The following is a 23,848-nucleotide window of genomic DNA, read 5'->3' as shown; positions in this document are numbered from 1 at the left end:
GCTTTCCTCGGGTTCTTTGCAGTTATAAAAGGCAGTTAGGATTGGTTCCAGGCACGGACAGTCGCATCATTTGGTAACAAGAAGCCCAACATGCCGATTAAAGGCAGCCAGGAGCAAAGTGTAATGACAAAAGAAAGGCTATACGTATCGGCGAGTGATCCAAAAACGAGAGCACCCATGCCGCCCATCCCAAAGGCTAGGCCGATAATGAGACCAGATACTGTGCCAATTCGTCCGGGAAGAAGCTCTTGGGCATATACGACAGTTACGGAAAAGCTGGACAGCATAATCAACCCACTCAAAAAGAGCAGAGGAAATGTCCAAAATCCTGAAACGTACGGAGTCAGGAGTGTTAACGGAAGCGAGCCCAAGGTAGAGAGGATGAGCAAATTTCGTTTCCCGAAGCGATCAGAGAGTGGTCCGCCCAAAAAGGTTCCGATAGCCCCTGCCAAAAGGAAGCCAAAGACGACCAGCTGTGCGTTCGCATACTCCATGTCCTTGATATACATCAAATAAAACTGATAAAAGCTCTGATACCCGGCGTTCATCCAGGACCTGACACTGACGATTAGTACCAAAAGCCCGATAGCAAGTAATCGTTTGTCACGATGTCCATAGGCTACAGCGGTTGCAGCTGCTTTTTTCAAACGTTGTTGACCCCGAAACCAGAGAGCCACATATAAAAGTACCGAGCTGGCAACGAGTGCTGGCAATAAGAACCACATAGCTCCCGTCTGTCCCAGGTTGGCGAAAACAAGAATTGTCATTAAAGGAGCGAGGGCCTGACCAGCGTTACCTCCTACCTGAAAAATGGACTGTCCTAACCCGCGCCGTGGACCGGATGCCAGATGCGCAAAGCGTGATGCTTCGGGATGGAAGACTGCCGACCCGATCCCTACGCAGGCGACAGATAAGAGAACGACATAATAGTTCCCGGCAAAAGCAAGTGCTAGCATTCCAAGTCCAGAGACGATAAGGGCGATAGGGGGAAGCAGTGGTCGTGATTTTCGATCTGAGAAGTAGCCGACGATCGGCTGAAGGACAGATGAGGTAAGATTCATGACTAATAAGATCATGCCGACCTGCGTAAAGCTCAGTAACAGGTTTTTTTCTACAATGGGGAGCAGGGCAGGGATGACTGCCTGTAGACTGTCGTTCAGCAAATGGGCAATGCTGATCGCAAACAGCATGCGATAGACAGTAGGCGCTGCACTCCCCGAAGGTGTTGCTTGAATCGGTGTAGCCGAAGCGCTCATATTGGTTTCATCTCCGTCTTTTTTCGTCAAAACGGCTCTTCATCCTCCAATGAACTTTTTCACTGGATCAGAGCAACCGTCTTGTTTTTCCACTGTAGCACGGAAAGCCCTAGGCGTCATTACTGTATTAGTGAAATATGGATGTAGGGAATAACGGACAAGAGATAGCTGATCAAGGAAGTTTTTGCACAGGTAGGTAAACGGGCAATGATTGTCGAAAAAGAGAGGATAATCATTCGCTAAATGATGAGTACTAGGCGAAGAGGGGTGCTGTAATGCTGGAAGGGATGTCAGAATATTGGCTATGCGTAGGTGGAGCCAATGTGGATGTGCAGGGAGTCACTATTGCCAGATTGTTGCCTGGAACGAGTAATCCTGGTCATGTCCAGCAAGCGGCAGGCGGAGTAGCACGAAATGTAGCAGAAAATTTGGGCTGGCTGGGCCAGGAGGTGCAACTATTTGCTCTGCTAGGAGAGGATGCAGACGGCGAATGGCTACGACATATTACCGCGAAAAGTGGCGTAGCTACTCATGGCATGTTTCTTATTCCGGGCAAATCAACGGGGCGGTATTTGGCGATTCGCGATCTGGACGGCGATTTGTACGCTGCTGTTGCCGATATGGATGTGAATGAAGCTTGGACAGATGCTTTGGTTCAAAGCGGATTGCAACGCTTGCCGCAAGCAGCCGGATTGTTTATGGATGCGAATCTTCCGCAAATGGTGATGCAAACATTTCTTCAGGAAGCAAAGCGTCTCGGGAAAAAGGTTATTGTTGATCCCGTCTCGGTTAAAAAGGCAGAGAAATGGCGAGGTATGCTGAATGGAGTTCATTTGCTCATTTCCAGCATTGATGAAATCGAGCAATTGAGCGGACAATCGCTGTACTCCTTTTATGACGTGGAGCGTTGCGCTCGCAAGCTCGTAGAAGAAGGAATCGGTAACGTTATGGTTATATGTGGAGATGCCGGATTATGCCTTTGTGATCAAAACGGCTCATCGTGGCTGCCTGCTCCTCCCAATCCGATTAGAGAGGCAGCAGGAGATGCGTTTGCTGCCGGAGTAATTTATGCTCAAAATAAAGCTGCGTCCCTTTCCGAGCAGGCCGCATACGGGATTGCCCTAGCAGAGCTATCCGCCCAGCAAACGGGCATGTATGACATCGATCATTTGGTGAACCGAAAAGATTTCTTTGCCTCTACCCAAAAGCAGTGATCGGGAGCTGGGATGAGATTACATACATTGACGCACACTACTCGGTAGTCTTGTACGAGGAGGAGTGTACCATGGAGAAGAAATCTAACGATGTAAACGGCAAACAGGAAAGCCACGTTCGCCAAGGGGGCGATTCTCATCGCTCGAAAAACAAGAAGGCGGAGGGTCCTGTGCAAGGCTTCAGCCAGGCGCCTCGCGGGTTGCAGTAAATCCGAATAGTACCCGTTTAAAAGTTTCCCCTATCGACAAAAAGATGGGGGATTTTTAATTGATGGGAACATTTTTCTACAAATGAAGACAATGGTATGGTACAATACCTGAATCAGACTATTACCAACAGAAGAAAATATTAGTGCATCCAGCCATGTGGCACTGTTTTGTATTGTGCCCTATTTTCTTTTGTAAAAAAACCTCATTTGAGGTCTGCTCCTGACAAGAGCAGCCGCCATTGGTGGAAAAATTGACGCGTATCGGATCGTTTTTTGAAAGAATGTGGCATCCAAGTGTAACAACTAAACATTCTGATACGTCTTAAAAAGCGTGCGCGAACAAGGAGACTGATACATATGCCAGAAACTGTTGCAAAAACACGCGCTTCTGCCCCCCGAAAAAAGCAACCGACACGTAATCGAAAAGTACGTCGATTTTTGTTTTTCTTTAGCTTGATAGCCCTGTTGTTGGTTGGCGGTGTGGCTGGAGCAATTTATTGGAAAATTGAAGACACTCTGAATGAAGTAACGAATCCAACGAACAATGGATTTACATCCACTGTTTCTCAAAATGTCGATCCGGTTTATCACTCTGACAAGCCAATGTCTTTTATCGTTCTTGGCTCTGACAGCCGTCCGGAGACAGGCTCGATGAACACAGATGTGATGATTGTGGCAGTTGCGAATCCAAAAACCAAGAAAGTGACGATGGTGTCGATCCCGCGTGATACAAGGGTGAAAATTCCAGGCTATCGCGATTATCACAAGATTAACTCCGTTTATGCAAACGGAGAGGCAGAACGCCGTCAGGCAGAACGTAACAACAAGGTTCCGACTGAGGACGGAATTTCCTTAACGAAAAAAACAATTAATGAAATTTTGGGTATTCCGATCGAGCATTATGTTGCCATCGATTTTGACGGCTTCAAAGCAGTGGTTGATGAGCTCGGCGGTGTTGAGGTAAACGTAGATCGCAAGCTGGTCTATGATGATCCGACTGACAATACACACATTAATCTGAGTCCTGGCTTGCAAAAGCTGAATGGGGAGCAAGCATTGGGCTATGTTCGACATCGTCATGACAATCGCGGTACTAAATACTACTCCAGCGATTTTGATCGCAACAGACGTCAACAAGAGGTGATTAAAGCCATTGTGGACAAGGTCGCTTCTGTTGAGGGATTGACCAAGGTATTTAACATCATGGATGTAGGTGCGAAGAATATACATACAGACCTGTCTAAAGATCAAATCAAAGGATTGGCATTTGACTTCAAAGGCTTTAATGCCTCAACTGTCTCTGCACTGGACAATGGCGCCTACTGGCAGGGAGGATATACGTATCTTGAGAAAGAGAAGCTCGAAGAAATACGTAGCTCTCTACAAGCGGAGATGGGAGTAAGCGGCTCTGTAGTTGCTCAGATTAACAACTCTCCCGTTCTCGGCTCTGGTGAAGCAGCGGTAGCAGCATCGAGCAGCAATGCATCGAAGAAAAAGAAAACGACTGAGACTGCGGCTCCACCACCAAAGAAAAAGACTCCGGAAGAAGAGGAAGCTGAGGCGACACCACCTGCAGATGCTGGGGACCCTCAGGATTCCCTTGACCAGGTAGCACCGCCGGCAGATATTGTGAGCCCAGAGCAGTCGGGACAATCAGGACAGACTCCTCAGAAGGAGCAAAATCAACCGACGACAACAGTCCCACCTGCAACCAATGGCATTGTAGCTCCACCGCCTGATATTATGCAGCCTTCAGGACAGGAAGCAGGTTCTGTTACACCGCCAGGTATCTAAAGCATTTTCCAATGAATAATCATACGCATGCAAAGCACCCGTTCAAGTAGAGCGGGTGCTTTTTTTACTATTATGCGGCCACATCTACTCTCTGAATTCGAGAGAGGTTTTCTTATTAGTATAAAATACTCACTTTTCAAAATGTTTTTTTATAAAATAACGTGAGGAGAGGTTTAGAAAACACCAAAAGCATGGTACAATAATAATATGCTGATAAGACAGAGTAATCAGATAATTAAATGTATGACTGGAGGGATTTGGATGACTATTTTCTTGGTGAATCTGTTTCTGGTGATTGCTTTCGTGTACCTGATCAGCCGCCAACAAAATGAAGAATTGGTGTACGATGAAGATTTTTTCCTCCAGAACCCCTCAGCCTTGGAAGAATATCAGCAAATGCCGATTGATTTCCAACACGCCTTTTTCCGCAAGCATAAAGAGTGGATCAAGGAAAAATATATGCGCGGAGAGAGCTACATCCTGGGCTACTGTCCCAACAAGGAAGTGCGTCGCGCCTGGTTATCTGAATTCATGAATCAAAAAAATATCAACAACAATCCAACCCCTTCGTCTTGAAGGGGTTTTTCATAATATTTTTGGGTGCATTTTCGATCCCATCTAACTCGTGATATACTTGCTTGCAAAAGGTCAACTAGAAGCAGGAGGAGTAACCGCGGTGTTGCAATTCATGGTGGAAAAACTAGGTGAGCATTTATCTGCTCATGGAATGATAACAGATATTGTTTTACGCTCAGACCGTTCGCTGGTAGCAGAAGAGGAACTGCAGGAGGTCATCATCTCCTTTGCGGCCTCAGAAGAAGAGCATGTTCCGGTGGCATCCATCCATCTTTTTTCCTTGCCAGATCAAGCAAGCTGTGAAGTGGAGGTAGAGGTGTCATACCCTGGAGTGCTGGGGAGCAATCAAAATGACCAGAGCGAACAATTGTGGGAACGAGCTCGAGTGATGATACCAGAAATTTCGTTAACGGAAAAGCGTCGCTATCTCGAACCAGGGAAAATGGCAGAAGCTGTGATGATACTCGGCTACCATTTTGTTGTGGAGCAACCGATTACAGAAGACGAGGAGCTGCAGCTTGAGAACGTACTGGAGCGATTCTCGTCAGATTTGGGAAAGCTGGTTAGCTTGTCGAAATAAGCAGAGGATCAGCGGACATAGGAGAGGGAAGCAAGCTGTTGGCTGGAGAGATAGCTTTGCGTACCAATCAAAAGAAGCTCGGGAAGATTCTCGGGCTTTTTTGCATGTTGTGAGGCAGTGCCAGGAAGGATTTCAAAACATGCACAGCGAATCACAGTAGAATAATGAATGAGCATTCACTCGTAACGAGAGGGGGGTTCGTTGTGGGATTGAAAAAAGTGTTTGAGCCTATTCAGATCGGTACGCTGACCTTGCCAAACCGAATCATGATGGGTTCCATGCATGTGGGATTTGAAAAGCTTGAGGATGGTGTGAACCGACTGGCCACCTTTTATGCCGAGCGTGCCAGAGGAGAAGCAGGCTTGATTGTAACAGGGGGGGCTGCTGTCCTGCCCGAAGGCGGTATGGGGGAGCCGTACTGTAACGTATTTCGGGATGAGGATATTGAACCGCTGCGACTCATCACTACCCAAGTACATGAAGCCAAAGGTCGAATCGCTTTGCAGTTGTTTCATGCTGGCAGGTACGCACACAAGGAGCAAACGGGCTGTGATCCGGTAGCACCATCACCGCTGCAGGCACCGATTAATCGAACAAAGCCACGTGAGCTGAGTGCGGATGAAATTGAGCAAACGATCCAAGCCTTTGCAGAAGGAGCCGTTCGCGCGAAAAAAGCAGGCTTTGATGCGGTTGAAATTATGGGCTCAGAAGGATATTTGATTAATCAATTTTTATCGCCTGTCACGAATATACGGCAGGATGAGTGGGGCGGTGACTTTTCACGGCGAGCCCGATTTGGTGTGGAGGTAGCAAGACGCGTACGCCAAGCGGTAGGACCCGATTATCCGATTATTTTCCGCATGTCGGGCATCGACTTGATTCCAGATAGCACAACGATGGAGGAGACCTTGCTATTTGCTGGTATGCTGGAGCAAGCCGGGATGGATGCGCTGAATATCGGCATCGGCTGGCATGAATCACGGGTACCAACCATTTCGATGATGGTCCCGCGGGGCGCCTATGTCTGGGTAGCACAGCATGTCAAGGAGGCAGTGAGCATACCTGTGATCGCGAGCAACCGGATAAACGATTTGCGTCAGGCGGAGACTATTCTTTTAGACGGACGCAGTGACTTGGTTTCGATGGCTCGTCCGTTTCTGGCTGATCCACAAATTGTGCGTAAAAGCCGAGAGACTCGGTATGATGAGGTAAACACATGCATTGCCTGTAACCAGGCCTGCCTCGATCATATTTTTGACAACAAAGTAGCCTCCTGTTTGGTCAATCCTCTCGTAGGCAGAGAGCAGGAATGGGCTCTCATTCCTGCAGCCTCACGAAAAAAGGTGGCGGTTGTAGGAGCAGGACCGGCTGGGCTAGAAGCGGCAAGAGTGCTGGCGGAGCGCGGTCATCAGGTCGTAGTCATGGAGAAGAGTCAGCAGATCGGTGGGCAGCTGAATTATGCTCGCCAAGTACCAGGCAAGGAAGAATTCAATGAAACACTCCGCTATTACAAAGCACAGCTGAGCAGGCTCGGTGTAGAAATCAGGCTTGGATGTATGGCGAGAGCAGATGCACTGGAGGCTGAAGGCTTTGAAGAGGTCGTCGTCGCAACAGGCGTGATCCCGCGGCGGCCTGGGATTCCAGGTGTAGATCTGGCCCATGTAGTCAGCTACGACCAGGTTTTTGAAGGGCAAGTGAAGGTAGGACGCACGGTTGCGATTGTAGGGGCTGGGGGCATCGCCTGTGATTTGTCCCATCTGCTGCTGCAAGATGAAGTAATTTCGCCAAAGGTTGCTGATTACTTGCGGGAATATCAGATCCTTTCCGAAACAGGGATTAAGCAGTTGAAACCAAGAAAACGGAAAATCTATATGCTTCGGCGTGGCAAACATGTGGGAACCGGGCTTGGAAAGACGACGCGTTGGGCGGTGCTCGCCAGTCTGGGACGGCATGGGGTCGAAATGATTACGCAAATGACATACAAAAAAATTACGCCTGATGGAGTGCTGATTAGCCATCAAGATGAGGAGCAGTTGATCTCTGTGGAGACGGTCATTGTTGCAGCAGGTGCCACTTCGAATGACACACTGTTTCATGCCCTGCAAGGCCGGTTGTCAGTGCACGTTATTGGCGGCGCGAGAGAAGCGGGAGAGCTGGATGCCAAAAGGGCCATTCTGGACGGCTCCACGGTAGGCAGAATCATTTAATGATAAATATGTTTTTCTATTCCGAAAATAAAGAGTGTGGTGTATGATGATTGGAGTGTGTCGTCTTTTCAGAACTTTTGTCGAAAGACTTTTCATCGTGTGCATCTTCTTGCAAAATGGTATCATACTGTTCAAAATCATTTGATTGGGGGCTCTCGCCTTGATGAATCATAATGGCATACTTTTGGGGAAACGTTACTTTCTGTACTCTACAGCTCCGATAATAGAGGTGGAAGGATGGACGTTTACGGTTGCCCCAGGTTTTAAGGTGATTGCAGGCGGCAGCGCTAACCCACTCCAAACATTAATCAGCGTTTATTGTGAAAATGAAAAAGTAGCCCAACTCGTGCTTCATCATAGACGCAGTGATTCGGATGTCACTGTACAGGCCGTTTCCAGTGATTTACTGCTGGAAATTGCTCCAGCGACACGAACCGTAAGTGTGGCAGAGAAGCAATAAGGCACCCGGCTGGGTGCTTTTCACTTTTTCATTCCTTATACGAATCGATTGCTACGCTAGGGGGCAGAAATCATGAAACTGAACGAGTGGAAAGCAGGAGAGTTTGAACTAACCTGGTTGAAGGGCGGGCTCACTCAGCTGGACGGTGGGGCCATGTTCGGGGTTGTACCGAAGCCGCTATGGAGCAAGCGATATCCATCGAATGAGCAGAACCAAGTTCCGCTTAGGGCTGATCCGATTCTAGTCGAAGCGCATGGCAAACGGATTTTAATTGAATCTGGCATGGGGAATGATCGATTAACGGACAAGCAGAAGCGCAATTTCGGTCTGGTCGAGGAATCGCAGCTAGTTGAATCGCTAGCGAGTAAGGGCCTGACACCAGAGGATATCGACATCGTCATCATGACCCATATGCATTATGATCATGCGAACGGGCTCGTATCGTGGAAAGACGGTCAGCTTGTATCTACGTTTTCCAAAGCAGTTATTTACGTGCAGGAGCTTGAATGGGCCGAAATGAGAGAGCCGAATATCCGTTCCCGCAATACATACTGGGAGGAAAACTGGCGCCCGATTGAGCACCAGGTACAGACCTATGCGGAGAGCTTGGAGGTTTTGCCAGGTATCTCTCTCCACCATACGGGCGGACATAGTCATGGACATGCTATCGTGAGGATGGAGAGTGACGGTCAGCTCATTCTACATATGGCCGATATTATGCCGACTCACGCGCATCAAAATTCCCTATGGGTCATGGCTTACGATGATTACCCGATGACCTCCATTTTTGCTAAGGAAGAATGGATCAAGAGAGGGATTAGCCAAGGAGCATGGTTTACGTTTTACCATGATGCACTGTATCGGATTGTGAAATGGAATGAAGCTGGAGAGCTTGTCGAGCATATTGAGGTGGAGCAGTAAAACCGGGGTTAGTCCTGATAAACGCATCAATGTAACAATATTTGACAATTTACTGGAAGGGCTCGTATAGTTAGGAGGAAAAAACATAGAGGATTGAGGGAAAATCGTTGGGGAAAATGTTCTTGTTCTCGATTTTGTGGTGGCTGACAGGAAATCCTTTTGTCGCCCTGCTCATTATTTTATTGCTTCTATACTTTCTGGATCTACGCTTTGTCCGCTTGCTCCCTGACGTAACCAAGCCTTACCGGAGATGGAGACGTTTATCCACTTTAAAAAATCAGCTGCGTCTCAATCCGCATGACACCCCTGCCAAACTGGAAGCTGCCCGCCTGCTTATGGAGAAACGGCAATTCAGTGAGGCATTGACCTATCTGGAGGAAATTTCTTCATTGATGCAGGATTCTCCCGAATATTTGAGCGACAAGGGCAGCTGTCTCCTGAAGCTAGGCCGCACAGAAGAGGGCTTACAACTAATTGAGCAAGCATTGGGGGCGAATCCGCGAGTCAAATATGGTGAACCTTATTTACTCGTAGCTGAGGCATATGCGAAACAGCAGCAGATGGAAAAAGCCATTGCGAGTCTAGAAGAGCTGGCGAGGATGAACATGTCGTCATGCGAGGTGTACTATAAACAAGGCGAGCTGTATAACGAATTGCAGCAAAAGGAGAAGGCGAAGCGATCTTACCTGGAAGCGGTTGAAGTATATCGAGGATTGCCTTCCTACAAACGCCGCACGGAAAGACGCTGGGCGCTTCTGGCGTGGTTGAAAAAATGACGCATTGTAAATCGAGTCGGGGAGTCAATCATAAAAAACAGCAAGGCTGACCACGGGGCCAACCTTGCTGTTTTTTGTCCATTCGTAAATTATAGCTTAACAGGCTCACCTGCAAATACTTCCAATTCCATTGGTACCGCGAAAAAAGTAGGAGCTTGCTTCACAAACGCCTGAAAATCAGCGCTTGCATTATGTGCCGCAACTGCCGCAGCGTCCTTCCACTTTTCTACCATGGTGTAGTGATGCTCGTGTTCTGTGCTTTTCAAAAGGGTGTACCCCACATTTCCTGCTTCTGCTTTGCTGGCAGCAATCAGACCTTTGGCTGCTGTCAGAAATGCTTCTTCCTGTGCTGGGAGAACTTGCAGATGGGCATGTATAATCAACATCGTTTTCAACCTCTCTTCCAGGAACTGGTTTATTTCCAGGTTGTCACTGTCTCAACGGGCAGACGGTAGGAGCGGTGTCCTTCCTTCGCTGCTTTCCCGATACTGATCAGCATAATCGGTTGGTAGCGATCCTTGTCCATACCAAACGCTTCCGCTATTTGATCCTTTTCATAGCCGCCGATCGGGTTGGTGTCATAGCCATAAGCACGGGCAACCAGCATTAATTGCATCGATACGAGACCGGCATCGATAAAATTGACATCCCGCAGAACAGCAGGTGGCAGATTGTTGTAGTAGGGCTTCACGGCTGAAAGCTGCATGTCCTTCACTTCCTGTGGCATATATCCGAGCTCGACAGCCTTGCCAAAGATCTCATCCATATATTCCACATTGTTCATGTCGACAAATACGGCAATAACGGCGGAAGAGGTGAGCACCTGCGTCTTGTTGAAGCGTGCCAGCTCTGCAAGCTTTTCTTTCCCTTCCTGACTTTCGATAACCAGAAAGCGCCAAGGCTGCAGATTAACTGAAGATGGGGCGCGTGTGGCTCCTTCTAAAATTTCGGTCATTTCCCCGCGGCTTATTTTTACTTCGGGATCATATTGCTTAACAGACCGACGACCAAACGTAATTTCACGAAAATCATTTGTTCTCTGCAGTGTGCTCTTCATGTTGAATCCAACTCCTTTATGCCTAATTAAATGTTATTTTGCATCCGTTTGAGAAAATCCACTAAGACTTGTGTTTCATCTTCGCTGAAGCCTTCCAGAATCTGCTGGATAAAATTTCGTTTCTCTCTTTTGTACCCTTCAATCCGCTGATGCCCTTCATTAGACAGACGAACGAGGGTTTCGCGGTTATCAATTGGATTCTTGTGCCGCGTCACCATGCCATCCGCTTCAAGTTGCTTCAGATGGCGAGTAATAGCGGCACTGTCGATATGGATGTGCTTTTGCAACTGGGACTGATTGATTTCGTTACATTCGCAAAGAATTTGCAAGATTGCGAGACGAGTAGAGCTGATTCCCGTACAGCGTTCGAACTTGGGACTGATTTTGTTGGTTAAACCAACGAGCAGAGTTAGAATCTGCTCCTCTTCCAATTCCTTGTGTGTCATGAAAAATGCCTCCCGGGGGCAATATGAATAGGAATACAACCCTAATATTTGACGCATCAATAATTGATAGCTCAATTAATATAACATCTTATTTTATTGTTTGCAACATCCTGCAATACCACCTAAACTTTTGGGGTCTTAGTGGTTTCGGGAGTGAGTTTGCGACTCATAATTCCCTTTGGAAAAAATTTCATGTGGGTCCTTGACCATTACGTAACGTAACGGTTTATAGTGTAGTTACCGGTGAAACGCTAGCGATCAAGAAAGGGGCTGATCATGAAGCGGCAGTGGAGGGTTGGAGAACTTGCAAAAATGGCTGGAATCACAATACGAACTTTACGTTTTTACGATCAGATTGGCTTGTTTTCGCCATCCGGCTATTCGGCGTCCGGATATAGACTTTATACTGAAAAGGACATTTCAAGCCTCCAGCAAATCTTGTCCCTGAAAGAGTTAGGGCTATCACTGGAGGAGATTAAAACCGTAATGGCAGGAGATCAACTTAGCCTGTCAGACATTGTTACCATTCAAATTGACCGCTTGAAAGAAAATATCCGCATGCAGCAGAAGCTCTTGCTGGAGCTTGAGAATGTATCAAGTCGGATGCAAAGGAACGAACCGTTTACCGTAGAGAATTTCATGAAAATCATGCGGAATATGAGAATGAATCATGAGAAATATTTCGCCGAGAGAAAATCGAATATGGATTTTCACCTCGACCGACTAGGTGAATATTTAGACGAGCATCCGGAAGAACCCGGATAAGGAGGTTTCGACTGTGACTGAAAGATCTGCTAAACATTCCACATTTGTCATCGAAAAGAACTATAAACATTCCCCTGCCCGCGTATTCGCTGCATGGGCGGGTCAAGCAGCTAAAGCCAGCTGGTTTCCTAAAGCCGACGAGTTCGACTTCTGTGTTGGCGGACGTGAATTCAATCGCGGTGGTCCGCCTGGAGGACCCGTTTACACATTTGATGCCTGCTATCAGGAGATCGTTCAGGATCAGCGCATTGTATACTCATACACGCTGGATATGGAAGATAAACGGATATCCGTCTCCGTGACGACGGTGGAATTCGAATCCGTTGACGGCTGCACTCGCTTGATCTATACCGAGCAAGGCGTTTTCCTGGATGGTCTCGATACACCTGAACAGCGTGAGCATGGAACGAAGTTGATGCTGGATCGGCTAGGAGAGGTCCTGGAGGGCCAATGAAAGGTGCTGCGCTTGAATCGAGTATCCGGGCCGGTTTAAAGGAATGGATTGGACTTGCCGTGCTTTCACTGCCTGCCATACTCATTTCGGTAGATTTGTCCGTAATGATTCTCGCACTTCCTCACATAAGCATGGCTCTCGGCGCTGACAGTACTGAGCAGCTATGGATCATGGACATATACGGTTTCATGCTCTCGGGGTTTCTGATCACGATGGGCACACTCGGAGATCGGCTCGGCCGCCGTAAGCTGCTGATGATCGGTGCAGCGGCATTCGGTTCGGCTTCGGTGATGGCCGCTTGTGCCAACACCTCCGGAATGCTAATTGCAGCACGGGCACTGCTCGGCATAGCCGGGGCGACGGTATCGCCTTCGTCCCTGGCTTTAATCAGCAATATGTTCCGCGATCATAAGCAGCGCTCCCTCGCCATAGGCATATGGTTCATGTGCTCCATGGGAGGCATGGCGCTTGGCCCTATAGTCGGCGGGACGATGCTGGAGCATTTTTCATGGGGGTCGATTTTTCTACTCGGGGTTCCAGTCATGGCGTTGCTGTTATTGACTGCGTCCCATCTTCTGCCCGATTATCGGGATCCCGCACCTGGCCGCTTGGATATGACCAGCGTCATGCTGTCGATGTGCACCATTTTACCGGTAATTTACGGCCTCAAGGAAATCGCTAAGCAAGGTCTTGAGACCCTGCCGCTCATTGCCATCGCGGCTGGAGTCGCTTTCGGCACCTTATTCGTAAGGAGGCAGCAACGGCTAGACAGTCCGCTAATGGATTTACGCCTATTTGCAAACCCCACCTTCAGCACGGCGCTTGGCGGCATGTTCGGTATCACTTTGACAGGCGCATCCATGCTCTTCATCGCACAGCATCTTCAATTTGTTGAAGGACTATCGCCGCTCCGGGCAGCGATGTGCATGCTCCCGGGAGTTGTTGCGTCTATGACGGGCATGTTACTGTCGCCTCTCATTGCTCGGCGGATCCGACCGTCGCTCCTTATCGGGGCAGGCCTTGCCTTCTCGGCGACTGGTTGTATGATACTGTCCCAGGTAGGGGCGGGATCTGGGCTCTCTACCCTGATCGTCGGGTATATCTTTTTTAATGTGGGAGTAGCACCGTTTGCGAGCTTGTCCAGCGATTTAATTGTCGGCTCGGCCCCGCCAGCAAAAGCCGGTTCGGCGGCGTCCTTACTTCAGACGAGCGGTGAATTCGCATTCGCACTAGGTATCGCCGTATTAGGCAGCATCGGTACATATGTGTACCGCACGCAAATTGCCGGCTTCATACCGAGAGATATTACGATGTTAACACACGGAGCTACTCTCGAAAGTCTGGCTGGGGCAGTCACGGCGGCAAAAGCATTGCCCGAACCTATTGCCTCAACAATTCTTCATGGAGCCCAAGTAGCATTTACCAACGGCATGCATGCGGTTGTGGCGGTTAGCGGTGGACTGATGATCACTATCGCTGTTCTCACCGTGATCAAGTTTCGGCATTTACCTCCCATCGGACAGAAAAAGCCAGGTGAGATGTAATTGTCTACACAAGAATAAGCGCAGGCTTAATGATCTGTTTTGTCCGCGACGGTCTAAAACTTTATTCGCATGATCGGGTCAACCAGTGATTTCTGGTTGGCCTTTTTTCTTAGACGTTTTTTAGATGGCAGTTGCCGGGATCTGACGAAGAGTTGTGAAAGCAAGGCTTTTCAGCCCTAGAAACTGGTAAAACATAGGAATATGAGGATTGCCTCTTGTGTCAGGTGTATTAAGTGATATAATACACTACATACGCAGGGAAGGGCAGGAGGAAAGCCCATGGAGGAACAAAAGATTGGCTCACTGCGGTTCAAGATTGATTTTAGTCAGCCGCTGTATGAGCAAATCCTGGATCAAGTACGAAGCGTTATTGCAAAAGGAGAAATCGAATTGGGAACAAAAATGCCATCCGTACGAGAGCTGGCACTAGAGCTTAGGGTGAATCCAAATACAGTTATGAGAGCCTATCAGGAGCTGGAGCGTGACGGATTAACAGAAAAACGCCGGGGACAAGGAACCTATGTCACTTCGTCGGCAGGACGCGTGCAGCTGTTTCGGTCGGAATTGGCATCGAGATATATGGATTCTTTCGTGGAGCAAATGGCGAGCTTAGGCATACCCTTAGCCGAAATACAGGACTACCTTAGCAAAAAGTATCCGAATGAATCAGGAGGAACCAGATGATGGTGCAGCCTATTGTCAAATGTAATCAGTTGACGAAACGCTATGGTAAAAAATACGCGCTCGACCACCTAGACCTTGCGATTCCCACCGGACGAATCGTCGGCGTACTCGGTCCAAACGGTTGTGGTAAGTCCTCATTGTTTCGGGCAATCACTGGGTTGATCACCCCCGATGCAGGAGAGATCAGGGTGTTAGAGCAATCGCCGGGGTGGCAGACAAACAGTCACATCGGTTACCTGCCCGATCGAGCCCGCTGGTATCCACGGCATACTGTACTGCAGGCGTTTGAATGGGGAGCAACCTTCCTGCCAGGGTTTGATCTGGAAGCAGCCAAAAAATTTGCCTCGTCCATGGACGTCGACTTGGAAATGAGCCTGGCTGGCATGAGCAAAGGCCAGGAGGCAAGAGTGATGTTGATTCTTTGTATGTCCCGCGATGTTCCGCTCATCATTTTGGATGAACCGTTCGCCGGGATCGATTTAATTTCCAGAGAAGCGATCATCGCTGGTATGATCGATTATTTGGAAGAGCGGGAGGTGTCCATCCTGATCAGCACACATGACATTCAGGAAGTGGAAGGGCTGTTTGACTATATCGTGCTCATGGATCAGGGAAAAGCAATCTGGTCAGGCGAAGCTGATGAGTTACGAGCGCAATATGGATCTCTCCATGACGTATTCCGGATGTTCTACAAAAGGGAGTGGAGTCGATGAGCTTGCGCCTGTTTTTGTCGCTCGTCCATCATGAGTGGAAGCTGAAGGGAAGCTGGAGAAAGCTGGACCGCTCGCAAGGCTTTGGGTACGGCAGGACGATCTACCTGGCTCTTCTTGCCCTCGTCGCTGTCGGAGTGGCCACTTATTTTGCAATCCACGGCCAGCTCAAGTTGAATCAGCTGTGGGGTGTTGCGATCGGCTTCCCATATATGCTAGTCGTCATGGGAGTACTGATGCTGAGAAGAGAATGGGAGAACGGGACATTCGGGTGGTGGCTCACCTTGCCTTACTCCCGACTGAGCCTGATAGGTGCCAAGTTCTTCGCTGCCTGGCTGCGGACAGTGGCAGTTTCATGCTGCGTGTATGTGTTGATTTCACTGTTTGCGGGAATCATTGCCCTGTTGGTAAAAGGATATTCGTCTGAGGACGTATGGTTGACCATGTTGACCGGACTCCCATTGCTGACGATCGTCATTGGCTTTAGTCCGTTTATCCTTTCCCTCAGCCTTTTGCTGGCAACGATTCATTACACTACACTGCGCCTGCTCAGTCCGGTTCTTTGGGTCGTTATCATAGGAGGGTTGAGTACTTTCTACAGCGGGTTTCAGACATTCATTCCAAGCTATCATGTGGCGCACCGGTTATTCAACGACCAGCCCGGGCTCTTGATCCCCAATCTGTGGGCCTTGCTGATCAGTTGGATCGTTGCTTATCTTTTCATCCGCATTGCGGCCTATCTGCTTGAGCGGAAACTGTCAATCTAGCAACCAAGAGGAATACAGTCACTACAATTTCTTGAAGAAAGGACGGAGGATGCCATGCAATCCGTTTTACCCATCGTATTTGTCGTATTGATCGTAGGTCTCGGAATTTGGCTCAGAACCAGAAGAGGAAAGAAGCCCATTAAGGGGAAAGGCTACAGGATATTGATTCCAATTGGGGTGATGCTTGTGGGTGTGCCATGGGGCTTGTACCAGCTCATGCATATCCCAGGCCAAACGTTTCATATGCCGGCGGTTTGGGAGCTGCTCATCGCTGTCGTCCTCGGTGTCATCTTCGGTACAGTCATGCTGAAGCAGACCGAATACGAGAGAAGAGAGGATGGGTTGATCTATGCAAAGCCAAACCGGAATCTCAAGTTCATCCTGATCGCGATCGTACTTATTCGTCTCGTGTTGACGCAGTACTTTACATCCATAGACGTCGTCGAATTGTCTATTCTCATGATGTGTATGGGCGTTCTTTATGTAGGGATCTGGAGAATCGGTAGCTACATCAAATTCACGAGAACCATTTCGAGTACGTAAACGGCAGCAGGCAGTCGGGTATCAATACCCGGTTTGTTGCACCCTATCGAATTTTCGATAAGTCTCATAGAAATTTTTCATAATAAAAAAACCTCTAGCGAGGCACGTACGCTGAGGAGCGACCGCGTTTTAGCGGTAGCTTTTTATGCGTACAGGAAAGTTTAAGCAAAGATGCTTTTACACTGAGAAGCACTTAAACATTCCTGTACGTTCGAAAAATTTTGAATGATGATTGACGAAGGCATGACTCCTCACTACAATGAGTACAACGTAGAGCGTCTGTTCTGGTAGACAGGAAGATGCAGAACAGTTGCGAGGAGTGCGAGAGAATGGGTTGGTTGAAAGCGCGTTTGCAGGAGTTTCACCCGATTGTCTGGTCGTTGGTAGTCGGTACCGTGTTTGTCAGGGCTGCCAGCTCGATGAGTATGCCGTTTTTGTTCTTATACTTGTCCAACAACACGGATATGGATTTGGCGATGATCGGCTTGACGATCGGGGCAGGTCCACTAGCTGGAACAGTGGGGGGGTTTATAGCTGGGACACTGTCTGACAGGATTGGCCGCAGACGGGTCATGCTGGGAGCCTTGTATGTTTGGACGCTTGTGTTTGTAGGTTTTGCGCTCAGTAAAAATCCGATGGTGCTGCTGCTGTTAAATATGGCAGGTGGTCTCTGTAGATCGTTTTACGAGCCGGTCTCACAAGCACTCATGGCGGATGTGACGCCGCCAGAAAAGCGGTTCCGTGTATTCAGCTTGCGCTACACTGCGATCAATGTGGGGGTTGCGGTAGGACCGATAGCTGGGGCTGTGCTGGCCAAAACATCAGTTGCCCTGCCGTTCCTGATTACAGCTGTTATTTATTTGTTTTATGTCATCAGCTTGCAAGGCTTATTAAACAAGTTTGGCATAAAACAAATCGAGGGTCAGAAAAAAGAGACAGTGACGTTTGGCAAAGCGTTTAGCGTAGTCGTCAAGGATAAGGCGTTTCGCTTGTACATGATTGCAGGTGTGCTAGGAGCAATCGGCTATTCGCAAATGTCTTCGACGCTGGCAAAATTCTCGGAAATGACAGTTGTTAACGGCACTGAGCTGTTTGCGATCCTCATGAGTGTCAATGCGATCGTAGTTGTACTGATGCAGCTGCCATTGACGAGCTGGGCAGAAAAAAAGACGCCTCTCACGGCCATTTTCGTGGGAAACGTCATGTATGCGCTTGGTGATGTCGGATATGCCTTTGCTAGCTCATGGCTGTTCTTTATCGTGGCGATGGTGCTGTTTACCTTTGGAGAAATCTTGACCTTTACAGCCGGCGATGTCCTGATTGACCGGATGGCTCCCGAAGGCATGCGTGGCAGCTATTACGGCGCCAAAAGCTTCAGTAACCTGGGACAATTCATCGGCCCGTGGATGGGCGGCATTTTGCTCGCATCGTATGGTGGCACCACATTGTTCTTGATTGTCGCTGCATTTTCCATGGTTAGTACGGCGTTCCAGTGGGCAGGTCAGCGGGTTTATCTGGCCAGTACCGGAAAATCTCTCAATTACTCGCGAGCAGACTCACTCTAAAGCTTGCATGATGCGAGTCGCTATACGTGCATACCCCTCTGTATTCGGGTGAAAATGGTCCGTATACAAATAGGTCTGTTCTTTTCGCAGGAATAAATCGTAGGTAGGAACTACGATCACATGCGGATAGCGGGAAGCGATCTGGGATGCCGTATTGTTCCAATCGAGTACAGGCTTGATCGTATCCAAACCTGTTTCGGTATCGCCAAACGGATTGTACAGCGATGTATAGACGATGGTAGCGTTTTTGTTTACCGAACGAATTTGACGAATAATCTCTTCGTAGTTGGTCGTAAGCCTGTCAATGGCTGCGGCCACTTTTTCTATTTCGAGGGAATACAGACCACCCGTTTGCCGGAAAAGGTCGTTACCTCCGATCGTAAACAAAATCAAATCGGCCTCGGTCAAGAGCGTTTTTACTTGCTGCTGGGACATTTGTGCGAGAAGATCAGTCGACTCCTGGCCGTTGATGGCGAGATTGGTAAACGTAATCGATTGACCATTTTGCTTCTCAAGCGCCTGGCGAACGAGTCCCACATAGCCCTGCCCGTTTGCATCACCTGCGCCACGCGTGAGTGAATCACCCAAAGCTACGACCTTGTGAACTCCTGTTGAGGGCAAGGGTGCCGAGGGCTTACTAGCTTGGGCTGGCGAAGTCGCGTTCGCAGGAGCCAGCTGGCTGGGGTTCATTGCGAGCACAAATCCGGTCGCAAATAGTAAAAAGGAAAGAAAGGACAGAAGACCTGCCGTGCGCCAAAGAAGTTGGCCGGATGTGCGCATGGGGTACCCTCCTATTCGATGTTGGATAGTATTGCATGGTATAATGTGGCTACTTACATCTTTTGTCAGTGTACCATAAACAGTATGCCTCCGTCAGGCGATGGGGCGTCAGAAGAATAGGAGGGCACACATTGGCCGAAACAGTCCTCGCGGTAAAGGGATTAAAAAAAGCGATCGGTGGCAAGCCGATCATTCACGATATTACATTTGATGTTTATTCGGGTGAGGTTTTTGGTTTTCTAGGTCCAAACGGTGCGGGTAAAACAACGACGATTCGGATGCTGGTAGGATTGGCAAAAGCCGATGGGGGAGATGTGCGCATTGCAGATATTTCTCTGCAGGAGCAGTTCCCGAAAGCGATCGCCCAGGTCGGCTGCATCGTAGAAAATCCCGAGCTGTACAAGTTTTTGACGGGCAGAGAAAACCTAGAGCAATTTGCGCGCATGAGTGGCGGAATATCGGCACAGCGTATCGAGGAAATCGTTCGTTTTGTTGATTTGGAGCGAGCGATCGATGACAAGGTAAAAACGTATTCTCTCGGCATGAGGCAGCGGCTCGGCATCGCCCAAGCCTTGCTCCACAGACCTAAAATTCTCATATTAGACGAGCCGACAAACGGTTTGGACCCAGCCGGAATTCGCGAGCTGCGCCAGTTTATCCGCCGCCTCGCCGAAGAGGAGGGGCTTGCTGTCTTTATCTCCAGTCATTTACTCAGCGAGATTGAGATGATGTGTGACCGAGTGGCGATTATTAGCCAAGGAAAGGTTATCTCGGTTGGCGTAGTAAAAGAGCTGATGGAGCAGTTTGCCGACCAGGTGGAGTGGACAATTCCTTTGTCGCATATGGAGATGGCCGCATCTGTATTACGGGAATTAAAAGCAATTACAGAGGTGTGGCAAAGCGGGGAGGGACGCTTGAAAACACGGATGGACATCGAGCAGGTAAGTGCAGTGAACCAGACGTTGGTAGGTAAGGGAGTGCCTGTTACGGGGATCGCGACAAAGACCGTGACCTTGGAGGACCTGTTCCTCACTTTGACGGGGGGAGGTAAGGAGCATGGGACAGAGCATGGTGGGACTCGTACAAAATGAGACGGTAAAATTGCTGCGCCGCCGTAGATTTCTCGTTGTCGTGCTGATTTTGGCGATTTTGATTCCGATTTTTACATACGCTCAGTATCGATCTGTAGTGACTGCTCAGGAGCGAATGGGAACGACCGATTGGCGTCCCTTGTTAACCCAGCAGATCGTCGATATGCAAAACCGACTGGCATCGAGCCGGTTGCCCGAGGAATGGCGTGATTTTATTAAAATCAGGATTCAACAGCAGCAGTACTATCTCGATCACGACATCAACCCGATGGCGCCTGGTGGACCTACATTTGCACGGGGCTTTATGGATCAGGCCATTTCTATGTTTTTACCGATGATCATCGTGGTACTAGCTGTTGATCTGGTATCGGCGGAGTTCAGTGAAGGTACGATCAAGCTGTTATTGACGAGGCCGGTCAGGCGGTGGAAGGTACTGACGAGCAAATATATTACCTTGCTGTTATTCACTTCGTTGACCGTGCTGACGACGCTTATCCTGGCGTATTTCATGTCGGGTGTAGTCTTTGGTTACTCTGGCTGGGATCTTCCGATTTTGACCGGCTTTGAGGTGACGGGCGGAGAGCTGTCGACGACCGGGGCATTTATGCTGCCGCAATGGCAGTTTCTTCTGATGCAATATGGGCTCGGCTGGTTTGTTTGTATCGTGGTAGGGACGGTAACCTTTATGGTTTCGGTGCTTGTGCGCAGTGCAGCAGCCGGTATGGGAATTATGATGGCGGCACTCATCAGCGGAACGATTCTCACTCAGATGGCGTCATCATGGGAATCCTCCAAGTACTTATTTGTGGTGAATCTGCAGCTGACCGATTATTTGAATGGGACACTGCCCCCGATTAAAGGGATGACGCTACCCTTTTCGCTCGCAGTCTTATCAATTTGGGCGATTGCGGCTTTAGTGGTCGCTTATCTGGTTTTTACCCGACGAGATGTGACTTCTTGATTTGGGGAAATGGAAACTTTTTCTCGCGATGTACGTATTACCTTGTTAGAGATGTACAGACGAGAGGAGCCTACTTGATTACATGGAGATGCTTTGGAAGTGTGGAACAGTAGTGGTAACGAGCATGATGGAGCTTTGGGCAGCGATCCCGCTTGGATTTGCCTTGCAGCTACCACCGCTGATCATTGGGATATGCAGTGCTATTGGTGCGGTTGCCAGTGCCGGGATTGTCATATTTTTGGGCGGCTCTCTGCGCAGCTGGCTGATTCAGCGCATAGAGAAGAAGGGGAAAAAGCAAGGACGAATGGCTCGTATTTGGGAAAAATACGGAGTGATTGGTCTGGGCCTGGCCTCGCCGCTACTTACCGGAGCGCCGCTTGGGGCTGCAATCGGAATTTCGCTTGGAGCACCGACGGGCAAGCTCATGTGGTGGATGACGATCGGAATCCTCATTTGGAGCGTCATTCTTACCGTCGCCGTTGCATTTGGTCTGCTTCAATTTTTGACCCCATAATAAGCATACATGAACCGCCTCGGCTTTGGATTGCGCAGAGGCGGTTTTTTCGTACATGCGGACTGCTGTTTCGAGATTAATGTATAATAAAGGGATGGAAAGAGAAAGGAGTTGCCTATCAATATGAGCAGTACGAATCCACTCTTAGAAGCGTATAATCGAACGGCATACCCACTCATTGGGCATGGAAAAAGAAACATTCAAGTATTGAAGGACGTATTGAATGAGTTAGACGGTGATATGGATAGTGATGTATATGGTAAAGGCGCCCTCATAGAAGATTTTCAAAACAAAATTGCCAAACTTTTAGGAAAAGAAGCCGCTGTCTTTTTCCCAAGCGGAACTATGGCGCAGCAAATAGCGATGCGAATTTGGTCTGAGAAAAAAGGAATCAAAAGAGTTGCTTATCATCCGCTGAGCCATTTGGAAATTCATGAAGAAGAGGGACTCAAGCATCTGCACGGGATTGAATCAGTGCTGCTCGCAGATAAAGACAGACTGATTCAGATCGATGATGTGCGCAATATGGACACGAACATTTCCTGCTTGCTGCTGGAATTACCGCAGCGTGAGATCGGCGGCGAATTGCCTTCTTATGAAGAGTTGGAAGCGATCTCTGCTTTTTGTCGTGAAAAAGGAATTACTTTGCATCTGGATGGAGCTAGGCTGCTGGAAGTGCTTCCTTATTATCAAAAGTCGGCTGAAGAAATTTGCAGTCTCTTTGACAGTGTTTATATTTCTTTTTATAAAGGTGTCGGAGGAATTGCAGGCGCGATCCTGGCAGGTGACGATGCGTTTGTAAAAGAGTCGGTCATCTGGAAAAGACGGCATGGCGGGGATTTGATCAGCCTGTATCCGTACATCCTCAGTGCGGATCATTACTTTTCGCAAAGACAAGATCGGTTTAACCAGTACTACGAGGATGCCAAAGAGCTGGCCAGCCTGTATAACCAGTGTGATGGAATTAAGACGCGTCCCGTGATACCAGTATCCAATATGTTTCATATTCATTTTTCTCTTCCAAAAGCAAAGGTTGAGCCTGTTTTGATTTCGGTTTATGAGGAAACAGGTGTTGGCTTTATCACCCGTTTGAATCATATTGATGAAGAAACGAGCTATTGTGAAGTAAATATCGGAGATCAATATGCCGGCATTTCCAAAGAAGTCATTCATAACGCTTTTCAAATACTGAATCAGAGATTGCAAGCCGTTCTTCAGGAGAAATAGCCTGTTTGCAAGAATAGACGGGTTCCAAGCAGGGGGAGCTGACGATGAGTGAGAAAGAGCGCCAATTAGAAGAGAGCTGGGTCACGAATGCCGAAGCGTGGACACAATCTGTACGGCAAAATCAGATTGAAAGCCGCAAGCTTGCGACTGATCAGGCAGTTATTGACGAAATCGTTTCGTTGAACCCGCGAAAAGTGATGGATGTAGGTAGTGGGGAAGGCTGGCTAGCACGGGCTTTACATAACCTGGGAATAGAAGTAGTCGGGATCGAAGGCAGTGGCGAGCTGGTTCAGGTAGCCCGATCTGCTGGTGGGGGAAGCTTTCATCAGCTGAGCTATGCGGATTTCTGCCAACAACCTGCTCAATTTGGCACTGATTTCGATCTCGCTGTTTGCAATTTTTCTCTCCTGTCTGAAGAGATAACAGAGCTGCTGCAGGCACTCTCTACGATCCTAACGACGCAGGGTGCCATCGTCATCCATACGTTGCATCCCTATCATCTAGCTCCTGACGATCGCTATGAAATCGGGTGGAGAGAAGAATCGTTCACGAGGATGGGGGAAGGCTACAAAGCAGCGATGCCTTGGTATTATCGGACGATGAGCGCCTGGCTCGGCGAGCTGCCAAAGGCTGGTCTTGAGCTTGTTCGCTGCACAGAGCCTATCCATCCACGTACAGGAAAACCGCTCTCTTTATTGATTACAGCCAAACCGCAAAGAGACAGGGAATAGACCCACTGACAAGTCT

Annotated in this window: 27 protein-coding genes; 22 read left to right on the top strand and 5 right to left on the bottom strand. The window is 48.6% G+C overall.

Translation table 11 applies throughout. The features are described 5' to 3' along the window. Positions 1-35 precede the first annotated feature (35 nt). Positions 36-1,256, bottom strand: a complete 1,221-nt coding sequence (locus SB752_RS23065) for an MFS transporter (RefSeq protein ID WP_410717921.1) — start codon at positions 1,254-1,256, stop codon at positions 36-38. 275 nt (positions 1,257-1,531) lie between these two features. On the opposite strand from SB752_RS23065, the gene SB752_RS23060 reads away from it, so the two are divergent. The 9 genes from SB752_RS23060 to SB752_RS23020 all read left to right on the top strand — a co-directional run bounded on the left by SB752_RS23060 (position 1,532) and on the right by SB752_RS23020 (position 9,993). Further along, entirely contained in the window at positions 1,532-2,470 is a 939-nt protein-coding gene (locus SB752_RS23060; RefSeq protein ID WP_410717874.1) for a carbohydrate kinase family protein, read from the top strand. Between the two features lie 71 nt (positions 2,471-2,541). Next, entirely contained in the window at positions 2,542-2,679 is a 138-nt protein-coding gene (locus tag SB752_RS23055) for a hypothetical protein (RefSeq protein WP_410717873.1), read from the top strand. Between the two features lie 357 nt (positions 2,680-3,036). Continuing rightward, positions 3,037-4,473, top strand: coding sequence for an LCP family protein (locus tag SB752_RS23050; protein WP_410717872.1), 1,437 nt, complete (start codon positions 3,037-3,039; stop codon positions 4,471-4,473). 261 nt (positions 4,474-4,734) lie between these two features. Then, positions 4,735-5,049: a hypothetical protein gene (locus SB752_RS23045; protein ID WP_103109970.1), complete on the top strand. Its 315-nt coding sequence runs from the start codon at positions 4,735-4,737 to the stop codon at positions 5,047-5,049. Between the two features lie 100 nt (positions 5,050-5,149). Continuing rightward, positions 5,150-5,629 carry a hypothetical protein gene (locus SB752_RS23040; protein ID WP_410717871.1) on the top strand — a complete coding sequence of 160 codons (480 nt, stop codon included), beginning with the start codon at positions 5,150-5,152 and terminating at the stop codon, positions 5,627-5,629. A gap of 203 nt (positions 5,630-5,832) precedes the next feature. Next, entirely contained in the window at positions 5,833-7,836 is a 2,004-nt protein-coding gene (locus tag SB752_RS23035; protein WP_410717870.1) for an oxidoreductase, read from the top strand. 163 nt (positions 7,837-7,999) lie between these two features. After that, positions 8,000-8,296, top strand: coding sequence for a hypothetical protein (locus tag SB752_RS23030; RefSeq protein WP_410717920.1), 297 nt, complete (start codon positions 8,000-8,002; stop codon positions 8,294-8,296). Between the two features lie 72 nt (positions 8,297-8,368). Next, positions 8,369-9,217 carry a YtnP family quorum-quenching lactonase gene (locus tag SB752_RS23025; RefSeq protein WP_410717869.1) on the top strand — a complete coding sequence of 283 codons (849 nt, stop codon included), beginning with the start codon at positions 8,369-8,371 and terminating at the stop codon, positions 9,215-9,217. Between the two features lie 107 nt (positions 9,218-9,324). Further along, positions 9,325-9,993 (top strand): tetratricopeptide repeat protein, encoded by a 669-nt coding sequence (locus SB752_RS23020; protein ID WP_410717868.1) that lies wholly within the window; start codon positions 9,325-9,327, stop codon positions 9,991-9,993. Positions 9,994-10,082: 89 nt separating this feature from the next. Here SB752_RS23020 and SB752_RS23015 read toward each other — a convergent pair whose 3' ends face one another. The 3 genes from SB752_RS23015 to SB752_RS23005 are packed head-to-tail and all read right to left on the bottom strand — an operon-like array spanning position 10,083 to position 11,496. Further along, entirely contained in the window at positions 10,083-10,379 is a 297-nt protein-coding gene (locus SB752_RS23015) for a putative quinol monooxygenase (RefSeq protein ID WP_410717867.1), read from the bottom strand. A gap of 29 nt (positions 10,380-10,408) precedes the next feature. Beyond that, entirely contained in the window at positions 10,409-11,050 is a 642-nt protein-coding gene (locus SB752_RS23010) for a nitroreductase family protein (RefSeq protein ID WP_410717866.1), read from the bottom strand. A 26-nt stretch (positions 11,051-11,076) separates the two neighbouring features. After that, a complete protein-coding gene (locus SB752_RS23005) occupies positions 11,077-11,496 on the bottom strand; it encodes a MarR family winged helix-turn-helix transcriptional regulator (RefSeq protein ID WP_410717865.1) in 420 nt (139 codons plus the stop codon). Positions 11,497-11,772: 276 nt separating this feature from the next. On the opposite strand from SB752_RS23005, the gene SB752_RS23000 reads away from it, so the two are divergent. The 8 genes from SB752_RS23000 to SB752_RS22965 all read left to right on the top strand — a co-directional run bounded on the left by SB752_RS23000 (position 11,773) and on the right by SB752_RS22965 (position 18,528). Next, positions 11,773-12,261 carry a MerR family transcriptional regulator gene (locus tag SB752_RS23000; RefSeq protein ID WP_410717864.1) on the top strand — a complete coding sequence of 163 codons (489 nt, stop codon included), beginning with the start codon at positions 11,773-11,775 and terminating at the stop codon, positions 12,259-12,261. 13 nt (positions 12,262-12,274) lie between these two features. Further along, positions 12,275-12,715 (top strand): SRPBCC family protein, encoded by a 441-nt coding sequence (locus SB752_RS22995; RefSeq protein ID WP_410717863.1) that lies wholly within the window; start codon positions 12,275-12,277, stop codon positions 12,713-12,715. 59 nt (positions 12,716-12,774) lie between these two features. Then, positions 12,775-14,259, top strand: coding sequence for an MFS transporter (locus tag SB752_RS22990; RefSeq protein ID WP_410717862.1), 1,485 nt, complete (start codon positions 12,775-12,777; stop codon positions 14,257-14,259). Between the two features lie 279 nt (positions 14,260-14,538). Further along, positions 14,539-14,943 (top strand): GntR family transcriptional regulator, encoded by a 405-nt coding sequence (locus tag SB752_RS22985; RefSeq protein ID WP_410717861.1) that lies wholly within the window; start codon positions 14,539-14,541, stop codon positions 14,941-14,943. Continuing rightward, the gene (locus SB752_RS22980; protein ID WP_410717919.1) at positions 14,943-15,656 is read left to right on the top strand and encodes an ABC transporter ATP-binding protein; all 714 of its coding nucleotides are present in this window, start codon (positions 14,943-14,945) and stop codon (positions 15,654-15,656) included. The genes SB752_RS22985 and SB752_RS22980 overlap by 1 nt, the downstream gene beginning before the upstream one ends. Next, positions 15,653-16,420 (top strand): ABC transporter permease, encoded by a 768-nt coding sequence (locus SB752_RS22975; protein WP_410717860.1) that lies wholly within the window; start codon positions 15,653-15,655, stop codon positions 16,418-16,420. Before SB752_RS22980 ends, SB752_RS22975 begins: the two co-directional genes overlap by 4 nt. A gap of 54 nt (positions 16,421-16,474) precedes the next feature. Next, positions 16,475-16,963, top strand: a complete 489-nt coding sequence (locus tag SB752_RS22970) for a cytochrome c biogenesis protein CcdC (protein WP_410717859.1) — start codon at positions 16,475-16,477, stop codon at positions 16,961-16,963. 329 nt (positions 16,964-17,292) lie between these two features. Continuing rightward, positions 17,293-18,528 (top strand): MDR family MFS transporter, encoded by a 1,236-nt coding sequence (locus SB752_RS22965; RefSeq protein WP_410717858.1) that lies wholly within the window; start codon positions 17,293-17,295, stop codon positions 18,526-18,528. Here SB752_RS22965 and SB752_RS22960 read toward each other — a convergent pair. Next, positions 18,520-19,308, bottom strand: a complete 789-nt coding sequence (locus SB752_RS22960; protein WP_410717857.1) for a GDSL-type esterase/lipase family protein — start codon at positions 19,306-19,308, stop codon at positions 18,520-18,522. The two genes, SB752_RS22965 and SB752_RS22960, sit on opposite strands and share 9 nt — an antisense overlap. A gap of 131 nt (positions 19,309-19,439) precedes the next feature. Here SB752_RS22960 and SB752_RS22955 point away from each other — a divergent pair, with 131 nt between their 5' ends. From SB752_RS22955 to SB752_RS22935, 5 genes are all read left to right on the top strand, one after another. Then, the gene (locus tag SB752_RS22955) at positions 19,440-20,399 is read left to right on the top strand and encodes an ABC transporter ATP-binding protein (RefSeq protein ID WP_410717856.1); all 960 of its coding nucleotides are present in this window, start codon (positions 19,440-19,442) and stop codon (positions 20,397-20,399) included. Further along, positions 20,365-21,360 (top strand): ABC transporter permease, encoded by a 996-nt coding sequence (locus tag SB752_RS22950; protein ID WP_410717855.1) that lies wholly within the window; start codon positions 20,365-20,367, stop codon positions 21,358-21,360. Before SB752_RS22955 ends, SB752_RS22950 begins: the two co-directional genes overlap by 35 nt. Positions 21,361-21,442: 82 nt before the next feature. After that, positions 21,443-21,874 (top strand): small multi-drug export protein, encoded by a 432-nt coding sequence (locus SB752_RS22945; protein ID WP_410717854.1) that lies wholly within the window; start codon positions 21,443-21,445, stop codon positions 21,872-21,874. Positions 21,875-21,997: 123 nt separating this feature from the next. Continuing rightward, positions 21,998-23,101 (top strand): threonine aldolase family protein, encoded by a 1,104-nt coding sequence (locus tag SB752_RS22940; protein ID WP_410717853.1) that lies wholly within the window; start codon positions 21,998-22,000, stop codon positions 23,099-23,101. A 44-nt stretch (positions 23,102-23,145) separates the two neighbouring features. Continuing rightward, on the top strand, positions 23,146-23,832 hold the full coding sequence (locus SB752_RS22935) for a class I SAM-dependent methyltransferase (RefSeq protein WP_410717852.1): 687 nt from the start codon (positions 23,146-23,148) through the stop codon (positions 23,830-23,832). Positions 23,833-23,848 lie beyond the last annotated feature (16 nt).

Source organism: Brevibacillus sp. SIMBA_040 (assembly GCF_046535075.1).
Lineage (GTDB): Bacteria > Bacillota > Bacilli > Brevibacillales > Brevibacillaceae > Brevibacillus.
The sequence above is the reverse complement of the archived record's forward strand: the minus strand, read 5'-3'. Positions and strand labels throughout refer to the sequence as shown.